The organism is Rummeliibacillus pycnus (assembly GCF_002884495.1).
GTDB lineage: Bacteria > Bacillota > Bacilli > Bacillales_A > Planococcaceae > Rummeliibacillus > Rummeliibacillus pycnus.
In genome coordinates this window covers 3,653,845-3,678,962 of the sequence record NZ_KZ614145.1, presented here as the reverse complement: position 1 = coordinate 3,678,962, position 25,118 = coordinate 3,653,845, and the positions used below count along the sequence as shown (strand labels likewise).

General features: G+C 34.7%; 25 protein-coding genes. 9 read left to right on the top strand and 16 right to left on the bottom strand.

Annotation, left to right across the window (positions count from 1 at the left end; genetic code table 11):
• Positions 1-433: 433 nt before the first annotated feature.
• The 9 genes from CEF14_RS17990 to hemE all read right to left on the bottom strand — a co-directional run bounded on the left by CEF14_RS17990 (position 434) and on the right by hemE (position 10,755).
• Positions 434-2,905, bottom strand: a complete 2,472-nt coding sequence (locus tag CEF14_RS17990) for a YhgE/Pip domain-containing protein (RefSeq protein WP_102694089.1) — start codon at positions 2,903-2,905, stop codon at positions 434-436.
• A gap of 68 nt (positions 2,906-2,973) precedes the next feature.
• Positions 2,974-3,543 (bottom strand): TetR/AcrR family transcriptional regulator, encoded by a 570-nt coding sequence (locus tag CEF14_RS17985; protein ID WP_102694088.1) that lies wholly within the window; start codon positions 3,541-3,543, stop codon positions 2,974-2,976.
• Between the two features lie 111 nt (positions 3,544-3,654).
• Positions 3,655-4,149 (bottom strand): FixH family protein, encoded by a 495-nt coding sequence (locus CEF14_RS17980; RefSeq protein ID WP_102694087.1) that lies wholly within the window; start codon positions 4,147-4,149, stop codon positions 3,655-3,657.
• Positions 4,150-4,151: 2 nt separating this feature from the next.
• Positions 4,152-5,543, bottom strand: coding sequence for a sensor histidine kinase (locus CEF14_RS17975; RefSeq protein ID WP_102694086.1), 1,392 nt, complete (start codon positions 5,541-5,543; stop codon positions 4,152-4,154).
• A complete protein-coding gene (locus CEF14_RS17970) occupies positions 5,540-6,223 on the bottom strand; it encodes a response regulator transcription factor (RefSeq protein ID WP_102694085.1) in 684 nt (227 codons plus the stop codon). The genes CEF14_RS17975 and CEF14_RS17970 overlap by 4 nt, the downstream gene beginning before the upstream one ends.
• On the bottom strand, positions 6,220-7,185 hold the full coding sequence (locus CEF14_RS17965) for a YncE family protein (protein ID WP_146013894.1): 966 nt from the start codon (positions 7,183-7,185) through the stop codon (positions 6,220-6,222). Before CEF14_RS17965 ends, CEF14_RS17970 begins: the two co-directional genes overlap by 4 nt.
• A 132-nt stretch (positions 7,186-7,317) precedes the next feature.
• A complete protein-coding gene (gene hemY / locus CEF14_RS17960) occupies positions 7,318-8,739 on the bottom strand; it encodes a protoporphyrinogen oxidase (RefSeq protein ID WP_102694083.1) in 1,422 nt (473 codons plus the stop codon).
• Positions 8,740-8,748: 9 nt separating this feature from the next.
• Positions 8,749-9,681 (bottom strand): ferrochelatase, encoded by a 933-nt coding sequence (hemH, locus tag CEF14_RS17955; RefSeq protein ID WP_102694082.1) that lies wholly within the window; start codon positions 9,679-9,681, stop codon positions 8,749-8,751.
• Positions 9,682-9,705: 24 nt separating this feature from the next.
• On the bottom strand, positions 9,706-10,755 hold the full coding sequence (gene hemE / locus CEF14_RS17950; protein WP_102694081.1) for a uroporphyrinogen decarboxylase: 1,050 nt from the start codon (positions 10,753-10,755) through the stop codon (positions 9,706-9,708).
• A 298-nt stretch (positions 10,756-11,053) separates the two neighbouring features.
• On the opposite strand from hemE, the gene CEF14_RS17945 reads away from it, so the two are divergent.
• Entirely contained in the window at positions 11,054-11,572 is a 519-nt protein-coding gene (locus CEF14_RS17945) for an antibiotic biosynthesis monooxygenase family protein (RefSeq protein WP_102694080.1), read from the top strand.
• 95 nt (positions 11,573-11,667) lie between these two features.
• Positions 11,668-12,855: an amidohydrolase gene (locus CEF14_RS17940; RefSeq protein WP_102694079.1), complete on the top strand. Its 1,188-nt coding sequence runs from the start codon at positions 11,668-11,670 to the stop codon at positions 12,853-12,855.
• Between the two features lie 91 nt (positions 12,856-12,946).
• Here the strand turns inward: CEF14_RS17940 and CEF14_RS17935 are convergent, their stop codons facing one another.
• The 4 genes from CEF14_RS17935 to CEF14_RS17920 all read right to left on the bottom strand — a co-directional run bounded on the left by CEF14_RS17935 (position 12,947) and on the right by CEF14_RS17920 (position 16,389).
• A complete protein-coding gene (locus CEF14_RS17935; RefSeq protein WP_102694078.1) occupies positions 12,947-13,954 on the bottom strand; it encodes an LLM class flavin-dependent oxidoreductase in 1,008 nt (335 codons plus the stop codon).
• A gap of 91 nt (positions 13,955-14,045) precedes the next feature.
• Positions 14,046-14,357 carry an ArsR/SmtB family transcription factor gene (locus CEF14_RS17930; protein WP_102694077.1) on the bottom strand — a complete coding sequence of 104 codons (312 nt, stop codon included), beginning with the start codon at positions 14,355-14,357 and terminating at the stop codon, positions 14,046-14,048.
• A gap of 117 nt (positions 14,358-14,474) precedes the next feature.
• Positions 14,475-15,656, bottom strand: coding sequence for an ABC transporter permease (locus CEF14_RS17925; protein ID WP_102694076.1), 1,182 nt, complete (start codon positions 15,654-15,656; stop codon positions 14,475-14,477).
• Entirely contained in the window at positions 15,649-16,389 is a 741-nt protein-coding gene (locus CEF14_RS17920) for an ABC transporter ATP-binding protein (protein WP_102694075.1), read from the bottom strand. The genes CEF14_RS17925 and CEF14_RS17920 overlap by 8 nt, the downstream gene beginning before the upstream one ends.
• A gap of 103 nt (positions 16,390-16,492) precedes the next feature.
• Here CEF14_RS17920 and CEF14_RS17915 point away from each other — a divergent pair, with 103 nt between their 5' ends.
• From CEF14_RS17915 to CEF14_RS19325, 6 genes are all read left to right on the top strand, one after another.
• Positions 16,493-16,918, top strand: coding sequence for an HIT family protein (locus CEF14_RS17915; RefSeq protein WP_102694074.1), 426 nt, complete (start codon positions 16,493-16,495; stop codon positions 16,916-16,918).
• A gap of 353 nt (positions 16,919-17,271) precedes the next feature.
• Positions 17,272-17,799, top strand: coding sequence for a tryptophan transporter (locus CEF14_RS17910; RefSeq protein ID WP_102694073.1), 528 nt, complete (start codon positions 17,272-17,274; stop codon positions 17,797-17,799).
• Positions 17,800-17,980: 181 nt separating this feature from the next.
• Positions 17,981-18,361, top strand: a complete 381-nt coding sequence (locus CEF14_RS17905) for a YtxH domain-containing protein (RefSeq protein ID WP_102694072.1) — start codon at positions 17,981-17,983, stop codon at positions 18,359-18,361.
• A gap of 112 nt (positions 18,362-18,473) precedes the next feature.
• Positions 18,474-18,995 (top strand): HTH-type transcriptional regulator Hpr, encoded by a 522-nt coding sequence (locus CEF14_RS17900; protein ID WP_102694459.1) that lies wholly within the window; start codon positions 18,474-18,476, stop codon positions 18,993-18,995.
• Between the two features lie 175 nt (positions 18,996-19,170).
• Positions 19,171-19,719 (top strand): DUF3267 domain-containing protein, encoded by a 549-nt coding sequence (locus CEF14_RS17895; RefSeq protein WP_102694071.1) that lies wholly within the window; start codon positions 19,171-19,173, stop codon positions 19,717-19,719.
• 65 nt (positions 19,720-19,784) lie between these two features.
• On the top strand, positions 19,785-19,970 hold the full coding sequence (locus CEF14_RS19325; protein WP_102694070.1) for a hypothetical protein: 186 nt from the start codon (positions 19,785-19,787) through the stop codon (positions 19,968-19,970).
• 92 nt (positions 19,971-20,062) lie between these two features.
• On the opposite strand, the gene CEF14_RS17885 is transcribed toward CEF14_RS19325, so the two are convergent.
• Positions 20,063-20,176, bottom strand: coding sequence for a YjcZ family sporulation protein (locus CEF14_RS17885; protein ID WP_102694069.1), 114 nt, complete (start codon positions 20,174-20,176; stop codon positions 20,063-20,065).
• A 149-nt stretch (positions 20,177-20,325) separates the two neighbouring features.
• Between CEF14_RS17885 and CEF14_RS17880 the strand changes: the two genes are divergently transcribed.
• Positions 20,326-21,204 carry a peptidylprolyl isomerase gene (locus CEF14_RS17880; RefSeq protein WP_102694068.1) on the top strand — a complete coding sequence of 293 codons (879 nt, stop codon included), beginning with the start codon at positions 20,326-20,328 and terminating at the stop codon, positions 21,202-21,204.
• 83 nt (positions 21,205-21,287) lie between these two features.
• On the opposite strand, the gene yhaM is transcribed toward CEF14_RS17880, so the two are convergent.
• Complete coding sequence (gene yhaM, locus CEF14_RS17875) at positions 21,288-22,226, bottom strand: 3'-5' exoribonuclease YhaM (protein WP_102694067.1); 939 nt, start codon at positions 22,224-22,226, stop codon at positions 21,288-21,290.
• Positions 22,223-25,114: an ATP-binding protein gene (locus tag CEF14_RS17870; RefSeq protein ID WP_102694066.1), complete on the bottom strand. Its 2,892-nt coding sequence runs from the start codon at positions 25,112-25,114 to the stop codon at positions 22,223-22,225. The genes yhaM and CEF14_RS17870 overlap by 4 nt, the downstream gene beginning before the upstream one ends.
• Positions 25,115-25,118: the final 4 nt, after the last annotated feature.

Here is a 25,118-nt window from a genome sequence, read left to right as displayed (position 1 = left end):
TTTCGTAACTTACTATATTTTAGTTATTAAATTATGTCAAGTAACTTTGTTTTTTTAGGGGCCAAATTCAATCAACTTGAATCAAATTCATAAATCCATTTTGGGTTTTTAAATGCACTGAAAAAGTAAAAATAGCTTGATTTTTATGATAAAGATCTTGTGTAACCATCTTAGTTGAAGTGGAATTAGCGTAGAGTCCTCGAAAATGCATTCGCATTTTCTTCGTGCGATGTTCATTCAGTGAAGTTCATTCAATGTCCTGTGGGAAAACGGACTAGATGAGACCCCGCAGGAAGCGCCACACGCAATGAAAATCAACGGTTTATTTATCTAAAAGAAAAGGCTGTAGACAAACTCAAAATTTCTTGAGTTTATCTACAGCCAACGACCAGAAGAATATCCGATCTCAAATTAATATGCTAATTTATTTTCCCTACTCTGCAGCTGCTTCTTTTGAGTGACGTTTCGCAAATAGTAGAGCAAAAAATCCACATGTAATCGCCAAGAAAACAACCATGAATAACAATAAGATTCCCATATTAAATCCAAAGAAGCCCATGTCTCCAGTTGAAATAGCAGCTTTAAAACCTTGTACTGAATAGGTCATCGGTAAAATTGTATTGAATACATGCAATGCTTTTGGTACTAATTCTAATGGGAATGTACCAGCACTTGTTGTTAATTGAAGAATTAGGACAATAATGGCTAAGAAACGTCCTGGGTCTCCTAATACTGTAACAAGCATTTGAACTAACGCTAAAAATACATAACTAGTGATCAATGCCATTAACATAAACGCTCCGACATTGGCAATTTCAATTTTCAAACCAAATAAAGCAATTGCTACCACAATTAAGGATTGAATGAAACCAACTACTGCCAATACAACAGTCTTACTTGTAAACCATGAGAAACCGTTTTTAGGTTTAATCGCTGGTTCTACTAATGGGAACACAATTGAAATCAATAATGCTCCAACAAATAAGCCAAGTGAGATAAAGTAAGGTGCAAAACCGGTACCATAGTTTGGTACTTTGTTGATTTCTTGTTTTTCAACATCAACTGGTTCACCAACCATATCATATGTTTTTTGAGTTGCATTGACACTTGAAGCTTCCTTATGTGCATCGGCAAGTTTTGATTGTAATGTACCTGCCCCATTTTTCAATTTAGATGTACCGTCTGCAAGTTGTTGCGAACCATCTGCGAGTTTTAGTGCACCACTTACTAATGATTGCGTTCCATTACTTAATGTTCCTAAGCCAGTTGCTAACTGTCCTGATCCTGTTTGTAATTGGCCCATACCATTCACAAGTGACTCTGTTCCATTACTTAATGTTCCTAAACCACTTACTAACTTTCCAGATCCTGTTTGCAATTGACCAAGTCCATTATTAAGTGAGGAAAGACCTTTATTAAGATTACCCGCTCCAGCATCCAATTTTTTTGCACCTTCAATAGAAGAGCTCCAATTAGAAGCAAGCTTATTTGTACCAGCTGCTAGTTGTTTGGTTCCAGGAGCTAGTTCACTACTAACAGATTTGTTCATCTTATCTAGACCAGCTGAAACTTGAGCAGCACCTTGTTTTAATGCTGTTAAATCTTTTGTTGTAGGTGCTTTAATTCCTGCAACACTGTTATTCAGTTGTGTTGTACCTTCACTTAATTTTGCTGCACCTGCATTGACATTAGACGCACCTGTATCAATTGTAGTAGCTGTTGCAAGTAACGCATTTTCTTGATCTTCAGGTAGATTCATTGCTTTTATTTGAGCAATTAATTGTTTTGTTCCTGCTGCAAGTGATTCTGTTCCTTTTGTTAAGTTTGATGCACCATTATTAAGAGTTGCTACTCCTGTTTGTAATGAAGAAATTTGTGCAGGCATTTCACCTAAACCCGTAACAAGTTGTGAAACACCAGCTGACACATTACGCGCACCAGGTGCTAATTGTGATAAACCTGTGCTTAATGTACCCACACCAGTGTTTATTTTTTGTGCGCCATTATTTAAAGCATTGATATTAGAAGTGTTTCCTTCTAATCCAGAAACTAAAGTTTCTGTTCCTTTTTTCAAATCAGATGATCCAGTTTGTAATTTAGTTGATCCATCTTTTGCTGAAACAATACCATTATTCAGTTGATTGGATCCATTTACTGCAGATTTAGTACCATTATTTATTTGACTAGCACCATTTGCTGCTGAATCTATCCCATTTTTTAAATCGTTTGATCCAGTTGCTGCGGACTTAGTACCATCAGCTAATTTTGTGGCACCGTCTTTAGCAGACTGGATACCATCATTCAATTGATTGGCACCTTTATCAAGTTTTCCAACACCTTTTTCTAATTGACCAGCTCCATCAGCTGCATCTCCAAAACCGTTGCCCATTTTCTTTATATTAGCAAATAATGTTTTGGCATAAGTTGCTGAAACTTGTTTGTTTACTTCTTTACGGACTAATTCCAATGCAGAATTACCAATTTGACCACCTAAGAAGTTGTAACCTTCATTCGGTTTATAAATTATTTTCATTTGTTCAGGATTATCTTCTAAAATGGACCCTGCATTTTTTGAGAAATCTTTTGGAATAACAATTTCCAAATAGTAATCTCGATTTTTTAAACCATTACTCCCTTGGGTTTGTGAAGTTTCAGTAAACTTAAACTTCTTACTATCCACTAAATTTTCGACTAGGTCTTTCCCTAGTTGTTCTTCTTTGCCATCAATTTTAGCACCTTCATCATTATTAACGATGGCTACTGGCAAGTCTTCTAAGTGGGCATAGGGATCCCAAAATGCCCAAAGAAACATACCTGCATACAGTACTGGGACAAATAACACGGCAATTATAGCAACCAGAACTTTTCTAGAATGAAAAATCTTACTCCATTCTGCTTTAATCACGAATCACGCCTCCTAAAAACTAATTGACCATTTCTCTCATACGGTCATTTTCTTGCAAAAAAAGAGTCTCACGGTAAGAGACCTCTGAAAATAGTATCTCGAAACAAAAACGCAATCCTCTCTTCCGATAATTCCGAATCATGCGTTGCACCCCAGTCAGCTACAAAACCAATATATGCTTTAAATAATAAATATGCCACCAGTTCAGAATCACAAGGGCGCAATTCTTTCTTATCGATTGCAATATCTATTTTCTCAGCAATATATGAAACAATTTCTTTTTCTATACGAACTAACATCATTTTAACTGTAGGTGTTCGAAGTTCTTTTTCTTCTTCTACCAATTTTGCATAGAGTTGATGAACTTCTCTAAATTGCAATATTTTCATTAAAACATTATGTGCATTTTCTTGAAATGGACGATCCGGTACAATCTCTTCTTCAGCTGTCAATTTCATTTCCGATATCATTTTAACGACAATTTCTTGAAAAAGTATTTCTTTATTCGCAAAAAAAGTATAAATTGTACCTTTCCCGACATTTGCAATTTTCGCCACTTGGTCCATTGTCGTTGCTTTATATCCAAAAAGAGAAAAGGATTTGGAAGCTGCTTCTAGAATTTCTTGTCTCCTATCCATCTTGTTTCTCACCTACTTTCTTCCCACAAAAATGACCAGAGAACACTTTCGGTCATCTGGTCATTTATTTTACACTTTATCCTATTTATTTTCAAGTTATTTTCTTAAAAATTAATGATCGTCTGCAGAAGAATTATTCATGTCCATTCCTTCCATACTTCCATCATCTTGATCTTCTTTTACTTTTTTCATATCTGGATTTCCAACAACAATTTTCTTTTTAGGCATTGCGTGTAATCCATGTGCTGTGGTGTGTGCGTACATATAGTAAACTCCATCATGATTAAATTTCGTTGTAGCTTTATAGATGCCATCCTTATCCAATTTTCCTTCTAGCATTTGACCTTTGTCACGATTCCCTGATTCCCATACTTCAAATTTCACTTCATCTGCATCATCGACATTCTTCCCACCTTGTGTAAGATGTGCAACTAAATCTACATCTTTTCCTACTTCTACTTTTTCAGGTGTTTGAATATCTACTTTTACTTCATCTAAAGTTCCTTCATTATGAGAGGTTGAATCATCTGTTTTTGCAGTATTTGCATTGTTACACCCCGTAAGTACACCTGCAATTACCGCTAGACTAATTAACAATTTCTTCATGTTCAAAACTCCTCTATTAATGGTATTTGTATCGTTACAACAGTTCCATTACCTAATTCGCTAGTAACACGCCAAGTTCCTTTAAGATATTTTACAAGTTGATCAACAATTGATAGTCCCAACCCACTACCACCATCACTTCTGCTACGTGCTTTATTGACTCGATAAAATCGTTCGGCAATATGAGGTAAATCTTCTTCTGGAATACCAATACCATGGTCTTTTATCGTAATATTAGCGAATTCCCCTTCTTTTTTTGCACTGATCATAATCTGAGTATTCTCTTCTGAATAACGGAGGGCATTTTCTAATAAATTGATTAATATTTGTTGTACTTTTTCTTCATCTGCATTAATAATAATTTCTTCGTCAATATCTATAACTATTGATATTGCCTTTTGTTTTGCCTGCTGTTCGATTATACGCACTACTTCTCGTATTGTTTCAGCGAGTGGTAAAGGATACAAAGGAACAATTTCTTTTTGGTTTGCAGCTCTCGATAGTTGCAAGAGTTCGTTCGTCAATTTTTCCAAGCGATTAGCTTCACGAACAATTAGCGCTAGAGTTTCTTGTCTTTGTGATGCTTCAATATAACCATGTTCCAATGCTTCACCATATCCCTTGACATAACTAATAGGTGTTCTTAGCTCATGGGAAACCGTAGCTAAAAATATCTTTTGTATTTCATCCTCTTGTTGAATTGAATTGGCCATTTTATTAAATGTTTGGGCTAAACGGCCAATCTCATCTTTAGAGTTCACATTCACTCGAGTTTCATAATCACCTTCTGCCATTTTTTCTGCCGCATTTTGCAATTCATTTAATGGTTTCATCATATGTTTGATGCCTTTATATACGCCAAAGCCCATTAAAAATATGAAAATGACTGCACTACCTAATAAAACGAAGACTTCTTTTGAAGCCATTTCTGTTATTTTAGCAAGTGGATAATAAATATAGATAATTCCTTCTAATCGATGATGATCAGTTAAGGGGATAATAGCAGATATCAATTGGCGATCAAAACGCTTCTCATATCCTTTTTTTGTGATCGTTTTCCCGTTTAAAAGTTGCTCTCTTTCATCTGAACCGATCAAAGCATCATAATCTATATCAAATGGTACGCAAGCACTTAACTCTCTAGGATTTCGAACTGCAAATACATTAAAATTGGAATAGGAGTTATAGTGGTCAATTTGGTTGATAAAATCATCAGTTACTTTTCCTCCACTATACATGGTTGACAATTTCTCTCCAATTTCAACCATTGAATTTTCAGCATCCTTTACATATAGTCCTTCATAAAGGAAATTTGTAAGAAAATACATAAATAACACTGTAATAGCCAAAAAGGCTACAATAACTAGCCATATTCTTGTGGATAATTTCGTCATTTTACAACCTCAAAGCGATATCCTAATCCCCAAACAGTGTGTATAAATTGACCGGCTTCTGGACCTAGTTTTAATCTTAATGTTTTAATATGGGTATCTACTGTTCTAGTCCCCCCACCATAATGTAAACCCCAAATCGTTTCTAATAACTGTTCCCTTGTATATACCACATTTTCATTGTTCATAAATAAATGCAATAATTCAAACTCTTTTAAAGTTAGTGGGACTAATTTACCGGATACACACACTTTACGAGAAACTTCATCTAACTCAACCAAATCCTTTACAAGTAGTTTATTTTTAACTTCTATTACATCACTGCCTGATCTCCTAAGTATAGCTTGGATACGTGCTACCAGTTCATTTGCTGTAAAAGGTTTTACCACGTAATCATCAGCACCAATTGTTAACCCTTTAACTTTATCTTCATTTGCATCCCTTGCTGTTAAGAAAATTATAGGCACATTTGACGTTCTTCTAATCTCCGTACATACTTCGAATCCATTTATATGTGGCATCATAATATCTAATATTATTAAATCTATAGGATGCTCAGTTACAACTTTTAGTGCTTCGTATCCACTATTTGCTTGGAGTGTTTGAAATCCTGATTGACGTAACATGACATTAATCAGATTTCTCATATCTTGTTCATCATCTACAATAAGTATCGTTGTCATTGATCTGCCTCCCTTACAAGCAATTGAAATGGCCCTTTGCCAACTTGAATTGTCTTCGCGATCTTTCCTTTTCGTAAAAAATACACACAATGGTCATCATAACCAGCAACTGCCACAAAGGATTTAAATAGATTCACAGTAAACGGATTAGCACCAACCTCTAGTTCACGTCTAACTTTTCCATCAAAGGTTACTTCAGAAAGTACACTATCCCCGTGACTAATAACATAAACACGATTAGTTCCTTTTACAAAGCCCACTGGCATCATCGGTAATTTTATCTGTGATACTTTCTTTCCGGATTCTAAATGATAAATACTAACCGTTGAATTTGGTTTTATCCCCTCGCCGTGACCACCAATCCAAAGTTGATCCTTGACTATAACCATGCCATTAGATGACTTTTGTATAGGCCATTCCTTTCGTAACTTTAAACTCTTTGTTTGTAATATGGAAAGCTTAGTATCTTTGTAATTTACTACAAAGAGCTGTCCACCATGAACCATCATTGCCATAGGATAATTTCCTACTTTTTGCTTTGAAGTTTGCTTTCCTTCCTCATTATAAGCAGTTATATCATTGGTTTTTCCATTTGCTAAATAGATTTGTTTGTGTACTTTATCATAGATCCCATTTGTAATGCCTATTCCAGTATCTATGGTAAAAACCTGCTTACCAGTTGTCAGATTATAAACTGTTGCTTTTTTTAATTGAAACCCATACAACAAGATTTGCTGCTGGTCAATCAAAGTAGCACCCGTATATGCTTGATCGAGCTTCCAAGTTGTAAAAACTTTTCCTTGTTCGTTTATAAAATTGATAGTAGATGCTTGTATATTAACTGAAGCGATAAAATCCTGATTCTTCGGAATGGATGGGTAAACAATTTTCCCACATCCTCCGACTCCTAAAATAATGGCTAAACTCAAAAAACAGATAATCCAAAATTTTTGTCCTCTCACAAGCATCACCCCTTTTCCTTATTTTACTTTGAATTTGTGAAATATTAATGAAGTACAGTTGGGCAGGATGTGAACAATTTGATTTCATTTTTCCTTCTGGGTATGTCCTTAATAGAAAAACTCCATCTCATACTAGAGATAGAGTTCTGTTTGAAATATAGAGGTTAATACTTCAGTTGCTGCTTTTTTCCCTGAAATTATACAATCAGTCAGACTAATACCTTCATAAGAATTCCCTGCAAGTCGCACAGTTGGATATGCTGCATGTAGTGCTTTTTTAGCTTGATCTACCCTTTTACGATGTCCAATTGTATACTGTGGCATTGCTTTTTTAAATCTAGATACAATTGTAGTTATTGGTTTCTCGTTAATTTTCAGAGTGCTGTGTAAATCTTGTAACACTACTTTTTCAATTTCATTGTCCGATAATTCAACAATGGATTCATCACCAGAACGACCTATATAACTTTTTAGCACAACGTATTCTTTTGGTATCGCATGTGGCCATTTCTTATGAATCAACGAACATGCTGTAATAGAATAATCACTATTTCGAGATACGACAAATCCATTCCCATCAAATTTCTTCTTTATCGCATTTTGTGAAAAAATCATCGATACAGTTGCAATCGTATTGGCTGGAATATCGAGCAAGCCATTTAATAATTCCTCATGTTCAAAAAGCTTTGAAGCTGCTTGATGGGGAGTTGCAACAATAACACCATCCACAGGAATTGAATTTTGATTGTTTAATAATAACAGGACTTTATCTTGCATTTTAGAGATTTTTTTTACTCGAACACCTTTATAAAGGATTGCCATTTCTAATGACTTCTCTAAAGCATAGATTAAACTTTCTAACCCATGTTCGAATGTTTTAAAGGTACTTTTAAGTGTACCTTCTTTTAAATGGAAGTTTCCCTTTTGAATTCCTCTGATCACACTACGATACTTTAGACAGGCTTCGGCTAAATTTGGAAGTGTTTCATGTAAGCTTAATTGATCGATATCACCTGAATAGGTACCAGATACAACAGGTTCGATTAAGTTTTCAACAACCTCTTCTCCAAATCTCTTGCGTAAAAACCCTCCTAGTGATTGATCTTTTACATTTGACGGTGGTAATAACAAATCACAAGTAGCCCTTACTTTACCACTCCAAGAAATAATATCCGATTTAGCAAAGGAAATCATTTTTGTAGGTATACCTAAAATGGAACCTTCAGGGATTGGAGAAAGTTGCTTGTTAACAGCCACATATGTTTTACCAGGTACATCGCTTATAAGTTGATCTTCCAACCCAAGTTGCTTTGCTAATTCTTCAATAACTTGCTCTTGGTCAAGAAAAGAGTCTGGACCTCTCTCAATGATAAAATTGTCTTTTCGCAATGTTTGTATTTTGCCACCTAATCTGTGAGAAGCTTCGATCAAGACAATTTCAAGTGGTAGTTTCTGATTCTTTGCCTGTTGTTGCAAATAGAACGCAGCTGTTAAGCCCGTAATCCCTCCACCGATAACGGCAACCCTTCGCTTTTGTTCAGTCACATCAATCATCACTTTCTATTAGGCGTGGGCTAAAGCTTTTTGTACTACATCAGCCAAAGCATCTATGAACAAAGGATTGTCATTTGGCATTTTAGGACGATGGTATTTTGCACCTAATTCTTCACATACTGTTTTGCATTCATAATCATTATCATAAAGTACTTCTAAATGTTCTGCTACGAATCCTACTGGTGTGTAAACAAATGAACGGTATCCTTTCTTGTTAAAAAGGTCACGTGTTAAATCTTGAACATCTGGTCCAAGCCAAGGATCTTTTGTTTGCCCAGCAGATTGCCAGCCGAATTCCATGTTTTTTACACCTGTTCGTTGTTGAAGAATTTCAGCTGTTTCGTGTAATTGATCTGCATATGGGTCTCCCATGGCAATAATCTTCTCTGGCAGTGAATGTGCACAAACGATTAGACATGCAGTTTCACGTTCTTCATCAGACATAGCTGCAAATTCTGCATTAATCTTTTCTGTCCAATATTGAAGAAATTTCTCTTCTTTATACCAGCTATCAATTGTATGAATGGTTAAGTTACCAAGTTCAGATGCTTTTTCTGTTGCACGTGTATTATAAGATTTCGTTGAAAATGAAGAAAAATGTGGTGCTAAAACAAGTGATACTGCTTCAGTAATGCCATCTTTGTGCATTTGTTCTACAGCGTCTTCGATAAATGGTGCAATGTGTTTTAACCCAATGTATACTTTATATTCCACTTGATCTTGTACTTCGTTTAGACGTGCTTCTAATGCTTTTGCTTGCTTTTCTGTTGTTTCAGCAAGTGGTGAAATGCCTCCAATTGCTTGATAACGTCTACGTAAGTCTTCGATATGTTCATCACTTGGACGATGTCCGTGGCGAATATGTGTATAGTATGGAATTAAATCTTCCTCAGTTTTAGGCGTACCATATGCCATAACTAATAATCCTATTTGTTTTTTCATTAATCCTGTCACCTCAAAAAAATTTTATGAATGCGCTTTTATTTTTTGTGCACTATATTCATGTATTAATGCTGTCAATCGTTTTAAAACATCTGGATCTACAGATGGGAAGACGCCATGACCTAAATTGAAAATATGACCAGGAACTTCTAATCCTTGATCAATAATTTCTTTTGTACGTGTTTCTAAAATTGACCAATCAGCCAGTAATAGTGTCGGATCCAAATTACCTTGAACTGGCTTTGTTATACCCATTGCACGAGCCTTATTGATAGGTAAACGCCAGTCTAACCCAACGACATCAACAGGTAGTTCCTGCCAATCTAATGCTAAATGGCTTGCACCAACACCAAATAATATCATAGGTACACCTTCACCTTTTAACTCATCAAAAATACGTGCCATAACAGGTTTGATAAAAATGTTATAGTCTCGTTGACTTAGCGCCCCTACCCAAGAGTCGAAAATCTGGAACGCTTTTGCACCAGCTTTTATTTGAGCTTTTAAATCTGTAATAATCATATCCCCTAGTTTATCCATTAAGACAAACCAAGCCTCAGGTTGTGATACCATAAATGATTTTGTTAATGCATAGTTTTTAGAAGGACCACCTTCAATCATATAACTTGCTAGTGTAAAAGGTGCACCTGCAAAGCCGATAAGAGGTACATCTAATTGTTCTTCTGTTAAAAGCTTGATCGTATCAAGTACGTAAGGAACATGTTCTTCTGGGTTAAATTCCCTTAGATTTTTTACATCCTTTGCTGAGCGAATCGGATTCGAAATGACTGGACCTATACCGCCCTTGATTTTAACGTCAATTCCCATACCAGGCAAAGGTGTTACGATATCTTTATATAATATGGCAGCATCTACACCATAGTTTTGTACTGGTAAATGTGTAACATATGCACACAACTCAGGTTGATGTGTAATCTCTTCTAATGAATACTTTTCTTTAATCTTACGATACTCAGGTTGCGAACGACCTGCTTGTCGCATATACCAAACTGGTGTATAGGCTGTCCTTTCACCTCGTGCTGCGCGTAATAGCGTATCATTAAATGTTCCCATGAACAGTAAAACCTTCCTTTCATCAATTCAGTAATTACTTAATTCGACATTCATATCCATTTTTCATGATAGACGTTTCTTTATGTGTTGTATAGTTCTACGAACTGATTGTTAAAAAAATGTATAAAATGGTGACATCTTTTTGACAAAGAGGTACATCATCGTTTTTTCCAATTTAAGGGATATACTATTATTAACTTCGAAAGACCAACTTTATACTTTTTGCTAATTTGGAATATACTAAGATACGATGTTTCCTTAAAGGGTTGAAAATAATGTTATTTTAGGAGGAATTTATATGTTTTTATATCTAACATCAGGGACACCTGAACTGATGGCAAGCCTTCAAAAAAAATACTCAAAAGAGAATATGATTGTATTATACGGTCAAGAAAATGCTGTATTACTTCACGAATCTATGAAGAAAAGTGTATTCGCATCACCTAGAAGCTATGAAATCATCAGAGAAATCAATACGTTAGATGAGCGTGGATTTTTTGTATTGAATCATATTCCAGTAATAAGCGAAAGTCAAAAAATATTTGAAGATCGATTTTTTGAACGTATCCATACAATTGAAGACGAACCAGGCTTTATCGCCTTCCGGTTACTACGTCCTTTAAATGATGACGTTTATATTTCTCTTTCTGAATGGACTGGACCGCATTCATTTGAAGCATGGAAAGCATCAAAAGCTTATAAGGAAATTTATGAAAGTGAAAAGCCAACTGAAGGTGTTAATCGTAGTAATATTTTTACAAGTGCTCCATATGTGAAAACCTATATATCTGGTCGTCCTGAAGAAGATGCGCTTTAACCCTAAAAAAGTCGAGCATTTTTACTCGGCTTTTTTGTTATACTAATTAAAAGTTTGAAATTTCGAAATTTTTACTTGATTAGGAGGCTGTTAATATGTATGAAAAGTTATTGCGTACTATTTATCAAGACCTTGAAAATTCATTTGAAGAAATGCAAACAATCCGCAGATATTTACATATGCATCCTGAAGTCTCGTTTAATGAACATAAAACCGCAGCTTACATTCAAAACTTCTATAGAAAATTAGACATTCCTTTCGAGGCAAATGTTGGTGGGAATGGTGTTGTTGCGTATCTTACAGGTGGAAAACCTGGAAAAACAGTCGCACTTAGAGCTGATTTTGATGCTTTACCCATTCAAGATGAAAAAGAAGTTTCATATAGATCAACCGTGGCTGGCGTATCTCACGCATGTGGGCATGATGGTCATACTGCAACATTGCTTATTTTAGCAAAAATATTATTGGCACACCGCTCAGAAATTCCCGGTACTTATGTATTGATCCATCAATTTGCAGAGGAAGTCGCTCCTGGAGGCGCTAAACCAATGATTGAAGCAGGTTGTTTAACTGGTGTAGATGCAATTTTCGGAACTCATTTATGGTCACAATTTCCATTAGGTACAATCCATTATCGAAGCGGTCCTATGATGGCAGGTGCGGATAATTTTACGATTAAAATAATAGGAAATGGCGGACATGGTGGCGCACCACATACAACGATCGATGCTGTCACTGTTGGTGCAGAATTAGTTGTCCAATTGCAGCAAATAATAGCTAGACGTATTAACCCAACTCATCCAGCTGTACTAACAATTGGTTCATTTCACTCTGGTAGTGCTTTTAATATTATCGCTGGAGAAGCAACACTTACCGGTACTGTTCGAACTTTTGATGTTACTGTTCGTGAAAAAATCATCGAAGAAATGGAACGCGTAGTTAAAGGAGTTTGCTTCGCCGCAAATGCAGATTATGAGTTTCATTATTTACGAGGATATATTCCACTGATTAATCATGAAAAGGAAACTGTATTTATGGCCCGTGTAGCAGAAACGATACCTGGTATAACGGAAGTTGCTGAAATGGATGCAGTTATGGTAGGAGAAGATTTTGGTTATTATGTAGAGAAAATCCCTGGTACATTCTTCTTTACAGGGGCTAAACCAAAAGAAGGCATTGCATATCCACATCACCATGCAAAATTTGATTTTGCAGAAGAAGCTATGCTTATTGCAGCAAAAACGCTTGGTACCGCTGCAATTCTATACCATAATCATAAATAGTACAATAAAGCTATGCATAAAATGAACACATGCATAGCTTTTTTACTCGTTAATTAAAAATAGCTCCATTCCTCAATAGGCTGATCTTCTTTTATCTTCTTATAGCATTTGCCAATATTTCATATGATCGAATACGCGCAGCAGGGTCATATATATGTGAGCATGCCATAATCTCATCAACATCTGTATCTGCTACAAATGTACCTAGATCCTGTGCAATTCTATCTTCATCACCGATAAATGTGTAGTATAGAGATTGCATAACAGCACTCTTTTCAGCGTCAGACCAATAACCGTCTAAAGAATCGACTGGAGGATTTAACTGATTTTTTGTCCCTCGAACTACATTTAAAAAATACAGATACAAACTTGATGCTATTTTTTTGGCTTCCTCATTCGAGTCAGCAGCAATAACATTTACACATGCAATTGTATAGGGTTCTTTCAACTGCTCAGATGGTTGGAAAGAATCTCGATACATACGGAGTGCGTCTCGCAAATAGGTTGGTGCAAAATGGCTAGCAAATGCATAGGGTAAGCCTAACATCCCTGCGAGTCTCGCACTAAATAAACTAGATCCAAGTAGATAAATTGGAATATTTGAACCTTCCCCAGGATATGCATGTACATGCCCATTCGGATTGTCGCTTAAATATTGTTGTAATTCCAATACATTTTGTGGAAAGTCCTCACCTGATCCTTGTAAATTTCGGCGAAGAGCTTGAGCTGTTATGGGATCTGTACCTGGTGCTCTTCCTAATCCTAAGTCAATTCGTCCTGGATATAGAGCATCTAAAGTACCAAATTGTTCTGCGATTACTAGCGGTACATGATTTGGTAGCATAATCCCTCCTGAACCAACACGTATTTTTTCAGTACCCTGCGCAATATGACTAATTAATAGAGAGGTAGCTGAACTAGCAATACTTGGACTATTATGATGTTCTGCAAACCAATAGCGTTTGTATCCGAACGTTTCTACTTTTTGAGCAAGTTTCAAGCTATTCTGAAATGAATAAGCAGCATCATGACCTTTTAAAACTGCTACTAAATCCAAAACTGAAAGCTCAATATCCTTTACTTTTTTGCCATTCCCCATCATTTAACACTCCTTTTATATCTTTATATCTAAAATTATAGATATCTTATTTTTTAATGAAAGGCAGAAGCATTAAAACATTGCTAGCCGCCTATAATTCTTTATGGATATACTCACTAAGTTGTTTAATAACTTTTTCATTTCTTCTATAATATGTCCATTTACCGATACGCTTAGACTCCAACAAACCTGCATTTTGCATCATATTCAGATAGCTTGAAGTAACAGACTGAACAAGCTCTGCTTTATCACAAATACTCCCTACACATACCCCTCCTTCAAAATGATCGCTTTCTGAAAGATGCTTCTGTTGGACAAAATGTTGCTCTGGGTTTTTTAGCCATTCTAAAATCATTAATCTTTTTTCATTTGATAATGCTTTAAAAATTAGTAATGGTTCCATAGTGTCATTATATCTATTATTCTAGATATATCAATCTAAATGCTTACTATGAACATGAACTCATTCTTTTAAATGAAAAAATCGACTAATCTCATTTAGACATTAGTCGATTTTAAATTATTTACTTAAACGAAGAGTTAACTCTCCTATAATTAGCGCGATTAATCCTTGGAAATAGAAATAGGGTGTTCCTATTCCTGCAAGTAAAACAATGATGGCTTGGATTATAATCGTGTAGCGAACAATTTTCACTGTTGCTTTTTTGCGTGAATTCTCTGGTAATGGATAAAGCATGTCCATACGGAAATCCGTTGATGTTGTCAAAGCTTGCTTCAATTGAATTGCTGTTGCAAAAGCAAGCGCTGCAACAACTACAGCAATGGCAACAGGAATATGGATAAACGCTGATGCTAGTGCAGATATAACTGTTAAGCGAAGCCACAAATAAAAATGATCATCCGTACGTACAAAGGTACGGAAAACTAAATATGCCTGTGTATTTTGTTTTGCATATGGAATTAGTTTATAGGCCCAATCTAACCAAGCTCGTCGTTTAATACTTCCATGAATGTTTGGAACATCCGTAAAATAATTAGCAAATCTATAAATTGCCATCATTCGATTTTCTTCTAATCGAACAAAATGTTCATATGGAAAAGGCGTTTCTTGTAATTTCTTTTTCCAGAACATTGGATAAGAAAAAATAATTAAGATCATGATAATAATTGGAATAAATTGAATGTACAAAATGGATGCAATGAGTACAAATGAACAAATCATTCGAACAATTCGATCCATCCATACATGATGCCCTTTATAAGCCCATCGGTATGAAAATTCACTATGGATGTTCCACCATTTTAGTAAAAGTGCAGCGACCAATCCTACTAGTATTGTAGAAGGTTTAAGCCCTGCTACTTGTCGTAACATTGGCCAAGTTACCAAATACAGTAAGACAACTAGTATAATCTGTGAACCTAAAGTGTATTTTATAGCTTTATTGAAATACTGAGGTAATTTGGTTTCAAGTGGAAGCAAATATACCTCGTCCGGTTTTCGAATCAGTGTAACAGGACGACTGAAACCTAGAAGAATCCCCATAATCGCAGCAGCAAGCCAGATTGCTGGAAAATCACTTGATGCAACTTTTAGCCATTGGCTATATTGATAACCACCTGCACCAAGTACAAACATAATGACAATAGCTAAATGACCTGTAAAGACAAAGCGCATATACTTTTGAACCTCACCCATATAATGGGTGAACCGTGTACGCCAAACATCATACAAGCTATTCATCGTCTTGCTCCTTCGTCATAGCAATATATAAATCATCAAGAGTTGCATTTGGCATATTGAATGTTCGGCGTAAATCATTCATCGTACCATATGCACGCAAACGACCATTATGCAATAAAAGGATTTTATCGCAATGTTTTTCTGCTGTTGCTAATACATGCGTTGACATTAAAATGGCTGCCCCTTCTTTTTTCTTTTCATCCATTTGATCTAACAATGATTGAATTGCTAATGGATCCAGCCCTAAAAATGGTTCATCAATGATGTATAAAGAAGGATTTACTAAGAAGGCGCACATAATCATTACTTTTTGACGCATCCCTTTAGAAAAATGTGATGGAAACCAATTTAAACGTTTCTCCATTCTAAATTCTTTTAATAATGGCGTTACGCGATTTTCCATGGTTTCTAAATCAATCCCATATGCCATTGCAGTTAACTCTAGATGTTCTTTGAGAGTAAGTTCATCATACAGCACTGGTGTTTCTGGTATATAGGAGAAGGATGATCGATATTGATCCATATTGTCTTTTATTGACACACCATTTAGTAAAATTTCTCCTTTTTGTGGTGTCATTAATCCGATAATATGTTTAATTGTTGTGCTCTTACCTGCACCGTTTAAACCTATTAACCCTACTAACTCTCCTGGCTCAATCGTAAAAGATAAATCGTGGATAACAGGTTTTCGTGTATAACCACCGGTTACCGATTGTAATTCTAAAACCGTCATTCGAAGTCAACTCCTCTTCTTCTTACATTTTATCAAAAATTCCTCTTTCTAGCAGTTCCTATGTGGTAAAATGAATAGCAAAATAGTGAAAGGTGTGTTTTTTATGAGCGATTGTTTATTTTGCAAAATTATCGACGGCTCAATTCCCAGTACAAAAATCTACGAAGACGAGTATGTCTATGCTTTTATGGATATCAGTCCATTAACAAAAGGACATACATTATTAATTCCAAAAGAACATGTAGCGAATGTTTTTGAAATGTCTGAAGATACAGCCGCTAATCTTTTTAAAGTTGCTCCTCGCATTGCGAATGCGATTAAGGATTCTTTTAAACCAGCTGGCATGAATCTATTAAATAACAACGGAGCACCTGCTGGTCAAAGCGTCTTCCATTTCCATTTGCACTTTATCCCAAGATATGATGAAACAGACGGATATAAACCTACTTGGATCACAAAACAAGATGAATTTACTCCAGATATTCTAACCGGACTAGCTGAAGAAATTAAAGCCAACCTAAATAAATAATAGATAAGATAGCGCAGAAAGATTTTCTGCGCTTTTATTAGGTTTTTTTATAAATTTACTACTATTTTATATATTCATACATACGATCAACTATTTATCAATCTTTATAAGTAGTTTTTAAATGAATCGTCTATTTTTAGTTTTTTCATGCGCACATTTTAACACATTGGTTCTTCAAAATATGCAAAATAGTTATCGTTGGTAATTTCTAGAAACCCCATAGAACAAGCCAAATCCTCTTGCCTTTCAAACAATTAAACTGTAAAATCATTATAAGTTTTCGCTTTCGATCACGAGGATACGGAAGGAGAACAAATAGTCGAGCTTAGGCATCTGAATAGGAGAGATGAGAAATGAATACGAAAAATTTAGTATTAATGGCACTACTAGTTGGTGTTGGGGCAGCCTTATACGTTGTTATTCCTGGGATTAATGGTGGTATGAAACCAGACTTCATGCTTACAATGATGTTCGTTGGAATTCTACTTTTCCCTCGAGTAAAAGAAGTATTTTTGCTAGCTGTAACCACCGGTATAATTTCAGGACTATTTTCTACATTTCCAGGCGGTTTTGTACCAAATATAATCGATAAATTTGTTACAGCATTTGTTTTTTATGCAGTTGTTGTGTTATTGAAAAAAGCGGCTCAAAAAGTTGCAGTTTCAGCAATCCTTGCTGGTATTGGTACAATAATCTCAGGAAGCGTCTTTTTAGGTTCTGCAATTCTAGTAACTGGTGCTGATATTCCTTTCGGCGCATTATTCTTAACAGTAGTATTACCTGCTGTAGCCATTAATATCGTAGCATTCATAATTATTTACCCAATTATTATGAATCTCGTAAAACGTTCTAAATTTACAACAGCTTTGAATCAGGCATAACGAACAAAAAAGTTGGCCCTTAAGCTACTTTGGGTCAACTTTTTGTTTCATATGATCAAATATCAAGAGATATCTCGTAGATTGTTTCTCTAAATATGAGATATCTTCTTTTATTTTTTTAAAAACATGTTTTAATATAGTAAATGAAGGAAATATATATAGTGAAAGGAGACTGAATATTATGAAACCAACTGCTTTTTTACTCGGTCTAACTTCTGGACTTCTTGGTGCTGCAACAACAGTGCTATTGACGACACCTAAATCAGGAAAAGAGTTACGATCATCCCTAAAAACTACGAAAAATAATGCAAACAATCAGATACAAGATTTAAAACAAAAAATGACAATTGTTAAAAACTCGATTAATAACATAAAATCTGAAGTAAAAGAGACAATTCCAAAATTTGTGGAGGATGCTAAAGTTTCTGTTGTCAACTGGCAAGAAGAAACTGCACCTATACAACAACAGTTACAACAAGAAATCGAAGCTTTACAAAATTCAGTGGATGAAATTCAACAACAAGTCAATGCTTTTCAAAATAGAAAAGTAAAAAGTGAATAACTTATTTTAATACAATATTATAACTATAAACTTTCCCTCTATAACATTTCTTTATTCTATTGTATATTTTTGTAAGGAAATGATATAATATTAAGAAATTACGAAAGCGGTGATAGTTATGTCCGAAGAATTAATTGCAGCTAAAGAAGCCATGCTCTATTCACAACGTATTGCTCAATTATCTAAAGCTCTCTGGAAAGCCGTAGAAAAAGATTGGCAAGCATGGATCAAACCATATGATTTGAATATAAACGAACACCATGTATTACTAATTGCCAATAATTTAAAAGGTGCTTCCATCTCTGATATTGCAAAATTCGGGGTGATGCATGTATCAACAGCTTTTAATTTTTCGAAAAATTTAGAAGAACGTGGCTTGCTATCATTCTCTAAGCGTGATGATGATAAAAGAAATACATATGTTGAGCTCACCGAAAAAGGTCAATCATTACTTTTAGAGCTTTATGAAAACTTTAATCAAACAAAGCATTGTGTTATTGAGGGATCGGTACCTTTAAAAGAAATGTATGGGAAATTCCCACAATTTTTAGAATTAATCGCATTAATCCGTAACATCTACGGTGATGACTTTATGGATATTTTTGAAGATTCCCTACGAAATATGGAAGACTAGATAGACGGTTCAACACCCAATAATGGCCTTACGCAATTTTTGGTGTTGATCCGTCTTTTTCTTTATCATAATAGTGATTTGTGTTCAAAAAATTTAGCTTGATTTTCAAATAAAAAACCTTTATCGTTATGTATCGATGATTTAATTTAATTTTAGAAATTGGAGATGCTAGAAGTTGCATTGCTGGAAAACCATTAATGTACAAAAACAATACGGCCATGATCGTATTTTTTTATTTTCCGCCATCTTTGTAATGATGGTCTTTTCAATCTTTTATATTTCAATGACTGCTTATAAAGATAGCCCTGTATCTGATCGATTATTCCCACTATTTGTTTTAGTGTTTTTAATGATCTATCCTGTTCATAAGCTATTGCACTTTTTCCCATTAATGCGTTATCGTAAAAGATTGCGCTATTCTATAGAAAAACAATTTAAATTTCTACCTGTTTTAGCCATGCGTATACATGAGCCAATACTAAAATCACGCTATCTTATTGCTCTAATGGTACCTTTTACTGTTTTAAACAGTATACTTATAATAGGGGCCGTTATCTTCCCTAGTTTTAGACATTATTTTTCTATCTTGCTAGCATACCATTGTGGTTTATGCTTAATAGATCTACTTTATGTAAAACATTTAATTCGCTCACCTAAAAAAGCATTAATAGAAGAGACAGAGAAAGGATTTGAGATTCTTATTCCTGTTACCAACAAAGGATGACAAACTTGTCATGACTGTTACACTTTTGTTATGCTATAGACGTATATTAGAGGGGAGGAAAAGACTTGATCATTGCCATTGTCGTCCTATTCTCGGTGTTCTATCTGTTCCAAATCAATCGGATGACTTACGCTCTATGCGCTCAGAAAGAGATTCCCGAGGAAAAGCAACCTAAAATTTATCGCACAATTAATGTGCTTATCACAATTTTACTGATATCATTTTACTTAGAAATGATGTCTACTCTATAAAATAGGCTACGCATGGTCATGATGTTTTCTCGTGCCCTGTTAAACTATAAAAAGAAGACCATTTACCATTTGGTAAATGGTCTTTTGCATCCTTAGTAACCACCGTAACCCATAAAAGCTGCACCCACGATGATCAATAGGATGAATAGAACAACCACAAGTGCAAAGCCATTAGCACCATAATTATTTTGATAACCTCCACTCATCTCTTACACCCCCTTTCTTCACTATCGTATGCATTGACGCTCATCTTCTTTAGGCGCTTTTTATTGCAACCTTTTCCTTTTTTTTTCGTTCTATGGTATAGTTACATTTGCATAAGTTGAAGTGACCAAAGTTGGGAGAGATAAGGAAGATGAAAAAAACAGTTTTATCATTAACACTTGCAGCGTCTGTACTTGCATTGTCTGCATGCGGCAACGCTGGAAATGAAAAAGTTGCTACTACAAAAGTAGGCGATGTCACAAAAGATCAACTATACAACGAAATGAAAGACTCTGTTGGTGATTCAGCATTACAATTACTTATTATTGAAAAAGTATTAAACGATAAGTATAAAGTATCAGATAAAGAAGTAACCGCTGAATTCGAAAAACAAAAAAAACAAATGGGTAGTAGTTATGAACAAACATTAGCTGCTCAAAATATGAATGAAAAATCATTTAAACGTAGTATCAAACTAAATCTTTTACAAGAAGCTGCTTTAGCTGATGGTGTAACAGTTTCTGATGCAGACATGAAAGCTTATTACGAAGAAATGAAAAAAGAATTAAAAGCTAGCCATATTCTTGTTGCTGATGAAAAAACAGCAAAAGAAATTAAAGCTAAATTAGATAAAGGTGAAGACTTCGCTACACTTGCTAAAAAATATTCAACTGACACTGGTTCAAAAGCTGCTGGTGGTGAACTAGGTTGGTTCGGTCCAGATAAAATGGTTCCTGAATTCACAAAAGCCGCTTACGCACTTAAAAAAGGTGAAATTAGTGAACCTGTAAAAACTTCATATGGTTACCATATCATCAAATTAGAAGATATTCGTGACGCTAAAGTAAAAGGTACTTTTGAAGATAATAAAGCTGAAATTAAGAAAAAATTACAACTTCAAAAAGCTGACCAATCTCAATTATTAGCAAAAGTATCAAAACTAATCAAAGATGCTGATGTAAAAATTAAAGATAAAGACTTAAAAGATGCTCTATCTCAATTTACAAACTCAGCTTCTGCATCTAAATAATTTCCCTAAAAAAACCTCGGACAAACTATTGTCCGAGGTTTTTGTTTATAGCTCTCACCCTTCTGGTAAGAGCTATTTTTTGATTAGTCGATTGTCGGTTTATAGAATGCGCGATTATCAAGTGGGAATAGTCGTTCTGTGAATTCTCCAGGTTGTGTTTTTGCTAGTGCGCGTTTTAAAGTATTCATCTTCGCATCAATGTTATCAATATAATGTAACATTTCTGCTTCTTGCAGCATTGGTTTTTTAGGGCTACCCCACTCCTCTTTACCATGATGAGATAAAACCATATGTTGAAGTAGCATTACTTCTTCTCCTTCGATTTTTAGTGAATCTGCTGCAAGTGCAATTTCACTTACCATTATTGAAATATGACCTAACATATTTCCTGTTATTGTGTAACTTGTCGAAACTGGTCCAGATAACTCTACTAACTTACCAATATCATGTAAGATGATACCTGCATATAATAAATCTCTATTTAAAGTTGGATATAAATCAGCAATTGCTTTTCCAAGCTTTAGCATCGATACAACATGATCTAATAATCCTGAAGCATAATCATGATGATTTTTTGTTGCGGCTGGATAAGTCATTAATGCGTGTTGATTTTCCATTATTAAGTATCGTGTTATACGAGAAATATTTGGATTTTTGATTTCAAAGAAAAATCCCATTAATTGATCAAATAATTCCTCTTTTGGCGTTTCAGCAGATTGCACTAATTCGGTTACTGAGATATTTTCATCATGATTTACCGGACGAATTGTTTTAATCCGTAATTGTAACTTCCCACGATAATCATGAATTTCTCCTCCGATGCGGACAATTCCACCTGCTTGGTACAATTTCTCTTGCTCTTCGCCAGTATCCCAAAGCTTAGCCTCGATACTACCACTTTTATCTTGTAAAATTAGTGTCATAAATGGTTTTCCCATTGTTGTAACACCTTTTGTTGCTTGTTTGATAAGTAAATACTGATCGACTGGTGCGCCTGCTTGTAATGTTGCAACCCCATTCATACCGAAGTCAATCCCCTTTCATTTTTGAGTTCTGCCACATGGATGATATTTGCTTTGTCCCATTGATCAAGCATGTCTTCATGACATGTAAAGTAAAGTATTTGATGTTCAATCGCAATACTTTTCATTAATTGTACCATGTAAGTAATTCGCAAACGATCAAAATGGACAAATGGATCGTCCATTATGATTGGAAATGGTACAGATTGTTTAAGGGAATTCGCTAATGCATAACGTAGCGCAATATAAGATTGTTCTTTAGTAGCTTGGGATAGTTCTGCAATTGAATAACGGATTCCCTCTACTGATAATACTTCAAATCTACCTTCTGTATTCATATAAAGTTTTTCATATCGATTATTTGTTAATATTTTAAAGAAAGATTCCGCTTGCTGTAATACTGTCGGAAGCTTTTCCTCTTTTAGTTGATGTATCGTTTCTTGAATAGCTGATGAAATAAGTTTCTTAATGACCCATTCCTTTGCATTTTCATTAAAAGCTGCTTTTTGTTGTTCGAATTTCTGTAACTGATTTCCATATTGTTGATCTAGTAAAAGATGTTCTATTTTTGCTTGAAGAGTTGCTTGTTCTTTTAAAAGAATATTTTTGTGTTGTTGAAGCTGTAATTCATGTTCTTTGTATTGATGTAATTGATTATTTGCTTCTTGAATTGTCAATTTTAACAAGAGTATTTTATCGTTATACATTTGAAGTTGTGCATCGATTTGTTTAATTTCAAGCATTGCATTCTCAAATTGTGCATATTGATCAGCAGCTTCATAAAATTCATCTATAGTGTTGACATTAGCTTCTTTGAGTAGTTTCATCATTTCACCTTGATACATATCATCGAGTAGTTGCAACTCTTCTATTTGCTGTTGTAATTCCGTCTTCCTGTCAAGGGAGCTCTCCAAATTCTGTTTATGCTCCAACATCTGTTGATAACTTTGTTGAACAACTGTAGATAAATTCTCCATCGTACATGTTATTTGACATGATTTAGAGGATACTTGTAATCGTTCTTCGCTAAATTTTAGTAGTTGTAACCTTTGCTCTGATTTCGTAATCATACGATTATTCGTTTGTTGTAGATCCCTTATATTTCTAAATAGTTCTGCTAATAATTTCGGTTGTAAATCACCTTTAATTTGAAATTTAGCTAAAAATAAATTCAGCTGATCCCTACTTTGATCTACATACATTTTAAGCTTGTTTAATGCTTTAACTGCCTTTTGTTGTTCCAATTCTTTATCTTCTAATTGTTTCTCGATGAAAGCTACTCGATCATCATATTGACGAATTGTTTGTTCTAAATGCTCCATCTCAGCCTTTTTTGCATGTACTTGCTGTATTTTCTTTTCATATTTATCTGATTGCATGCTGTTTTTAACATTATTTTTTGGACGACCAAATAACCAAAAGACAAGAATGGCGACAACTATCCCTAAAATTGAGACAATCATTTTCTCTTGTATGATACCAAAAATAATCGAAGTAATTATTAGTATAATACTTACTAACTTCACATATTGCTCTGGTCCATTTTTTTGTTGTTGTAAAATTGCTTTTGCTTCTATTGCTTCTTCTTTTTCTCTGTGCCAATTTTTCAAAAGATCTTTATCTTGATCTGTGGGCATCCCCTTATAAAGCTCATCTAATTTTATGGATAATACTTGAATTTCCTCTTGTAATCGATCTGCATTCAGTTGTTGAAATCGATACTGTTCTTCTTGCTGTTCCAATTGTTTCATAAGTTTCTGAAACTGATCGTCTTGTTGGATAGATACATCTGCTTGTAAAACCGCATGCTGTTGTTCTTTATGAATAAGCCCCAAAAGTTGAAATTGCATATTCATCTCTTGTTGCAATGTTTGAATATCTCTTTCTAACTGACGAATTTGGATTTGCCACTCTCTCCATTCTCCATCACGATCAACAAGTTCTTTTACTATACTAAAGCGTTTTTCATCAAATTCAGCGTTTAAATTAGACAATAACAAATCATAGTCATGCTGAACCTTTTTTAATGCCGCTTCATTTGTTAATTTGCGATCTTGCAATTGTTCATACCGGTTAATGCCATTAGACGGAAATGATGTATGAGATATAGTAGAAATTTTCAATTCTAATTCTCTTTTTTTATCTAATAAAGGTGAGAGCTGTCGATACTCATTTAACCGCTGAATTTCCATTTGAAGTTGTTGCTCTTGCTGTAGGATTTGTGCAAGTTCCGTTTCAATTTCGTTAACTCTCTTGATAGTAGGCTCATAGCTATCAATTTTTTTGCGCTCCTCTTTTAGTTGCTGGTCTTGTTTTACTAAACTCGCTATTTGTTTGTTTAATAGAGGTACTTTACCTGATTTTTTGAATAATTCTTGTTGTCTTTTTTCAAGAGTTTCTTTAACAGTTGATAACTGGTCTGCTCCTGTAGTCCCTGATGCTAGTAAAACTCGACTTAACTCTTCTTCAGATAAATTTTCGATTTGTTGTAACTGATGTACAGAAAATGAGAAAACTGCTTCAAAACTTTGACGATTATAGCCTCTTATCATTTTTTTTAATAATTCTTCATGACCTTGCTCACCATTAGGAAGATAAACAGTGACATCGCCAGTTGCCTTTCCCTTAACACGTTCAATCATACAGTCTCCAAATTCTTGATCAGTTATATGAATTTGCCCACCATATTTCCCACCTTTTTTCGGTTCGTATCGAAGCTGTTGTTGGTTTTTCTGTGGAAATCCAAAAAGAATTTGCAATATAAATTGTTGAATCGTCGTTTTACCTACTTCATTTAGACCATAAAAAACGTTGATGCCATTTGATAATTCCACTGTTATATCTTCATGTTGACCAAAACCATAAATCAGCAATTTCCGAATGATCATTACT

Coding starts and splice junctions, on each gene's coding strand:
- CEF14_RS17985 (WP_102694088.1), bottom strand. CDS start 3,543: ATGGATAGGAGACAAGAAATTCTAGAAGCAGCTTCCAAATCCTTTTCT.
- CEF14_RS17980 (WP_102694087.1), bottom strand. CDS start 4,149: ATGAAGAAATTGTTAATTAGTCTAGCGGTAATTGCAGGTGTACTTACG.
- CEF14_RS17975 (WP_102694086.1), bottom strand. CDS start 5,543: ATGACGAAATTATCCACAAGAATATGGCTAGTTATTGTAGCCTTTTTG.
- CEF14_RS17970 (WP_102694085.1), bottom strand. CDS start 6,223: ATGACAACGATACTTATTGTAGATGATGAACAAGATATGAGAAATCTG.
- hemY (WP_102694083.1), bottom strand. CDS start 8,739: ATGATTGATGTGACTGAACAAAAGCGAAGGGTTGCCGTTATCGGTGGA.
- hemH (WP_102694082.1), bottom strand. CDS start 9,681: ATGAAAAAACAAATAGGATTATTAGTTATGGCATATGGTACGCCTAAA.
- hemE (WP_102694081.1), bottom strand. CDS start 10,755: ATGGGAACATTTAATGATACGCTATTACGCGCAGCACGAGGTGAAAGG.
- CEF14_RS17945 (WP_102694080.1), top strand. CDS start 11,054: ATGTTTTTATATCTAACATCAGGGACACCTGAACTGATGGCAAGCCTT.
- CEF14_RS17940 (WP_102694079.1), top strand. CDS start 11,668: ATGTATGAAAAGTTATTGCGTACTATTTATCAAGACCTTGAAAATTCA.
- CEF14_RS17935 (WP_102694078.1), bottom strand. CDS start 13,954: ATGGGGAATGGCAAAAAAGTAAAGGATATTGAGCTTTCAGTTTTGGAT.
- CEF14_RS17930 (WP_102694077.1), bottom strand. CDS start 14,357: ATGGAACCATTACTAATTTTTAAAGCATTATCAAATGAAAAAAGATTA.
- CEF14_RS17925 (WP_102694076.1), bottom strand. CDS start 15,656: ATGAATAGCTTGTATGATGTTTGGCGTACACGGTTCACCCATTATATG.
- CEF14_RS17920 (WP_102694075.1), bottom strand. CDS start 16,389: ATGACGGTTTTAGAATTACAATCGGTAACCGGTGGTTATACACGAAAA.
- CEF14_RS17915 (WP_102694074.1), top strand. CDS start 16,493: ATGAGCGATTGTTTATTTTGCAAAATTATCGACGGCTCAATTCCCAGT.
- CEF14_RS17910 (WP_102694073.1), top strand. CDS start 17,272: ATGAATACGAAAAATTTAGTATTAATGGCACTACTAGTTGGTGTTGGG.
- CEF14_RS17905 (WP_102694072.1), top strand. CDS start 17,981: ATGAAACCAACTGCTTTTTTACTCGGTCTAACTTCTGGACTTCTTGGT.
- CEF14_RS17885 (WP_102694069.1), bottom strand. CDS start 20,176: ATGAGTGGAGGTTATCAAAATAATTATGGTGCTAATGGCTTTGCACTT.
- CEF14_RS17880 (WP_102694068.1), top strand. CDS start 20,326: ATGAAAAAAACAGTTTTATCATTAACACTTGCAGCGTCTGTACTTGCA.
- yhaM (WP_102694067.1), bottom strand. CDS start 22,226: ATGAATGGGGTTGCAACATTACAAGCAGGCGCACCAGTCGATCAGTAT.
- CEF14_RS17870 (WP_102694066.1), bottom strand. CDS start 25,114: ATGATCATTCGGAAATTGCTGATTTATGGTTTTGGTCAACATGAAGAT.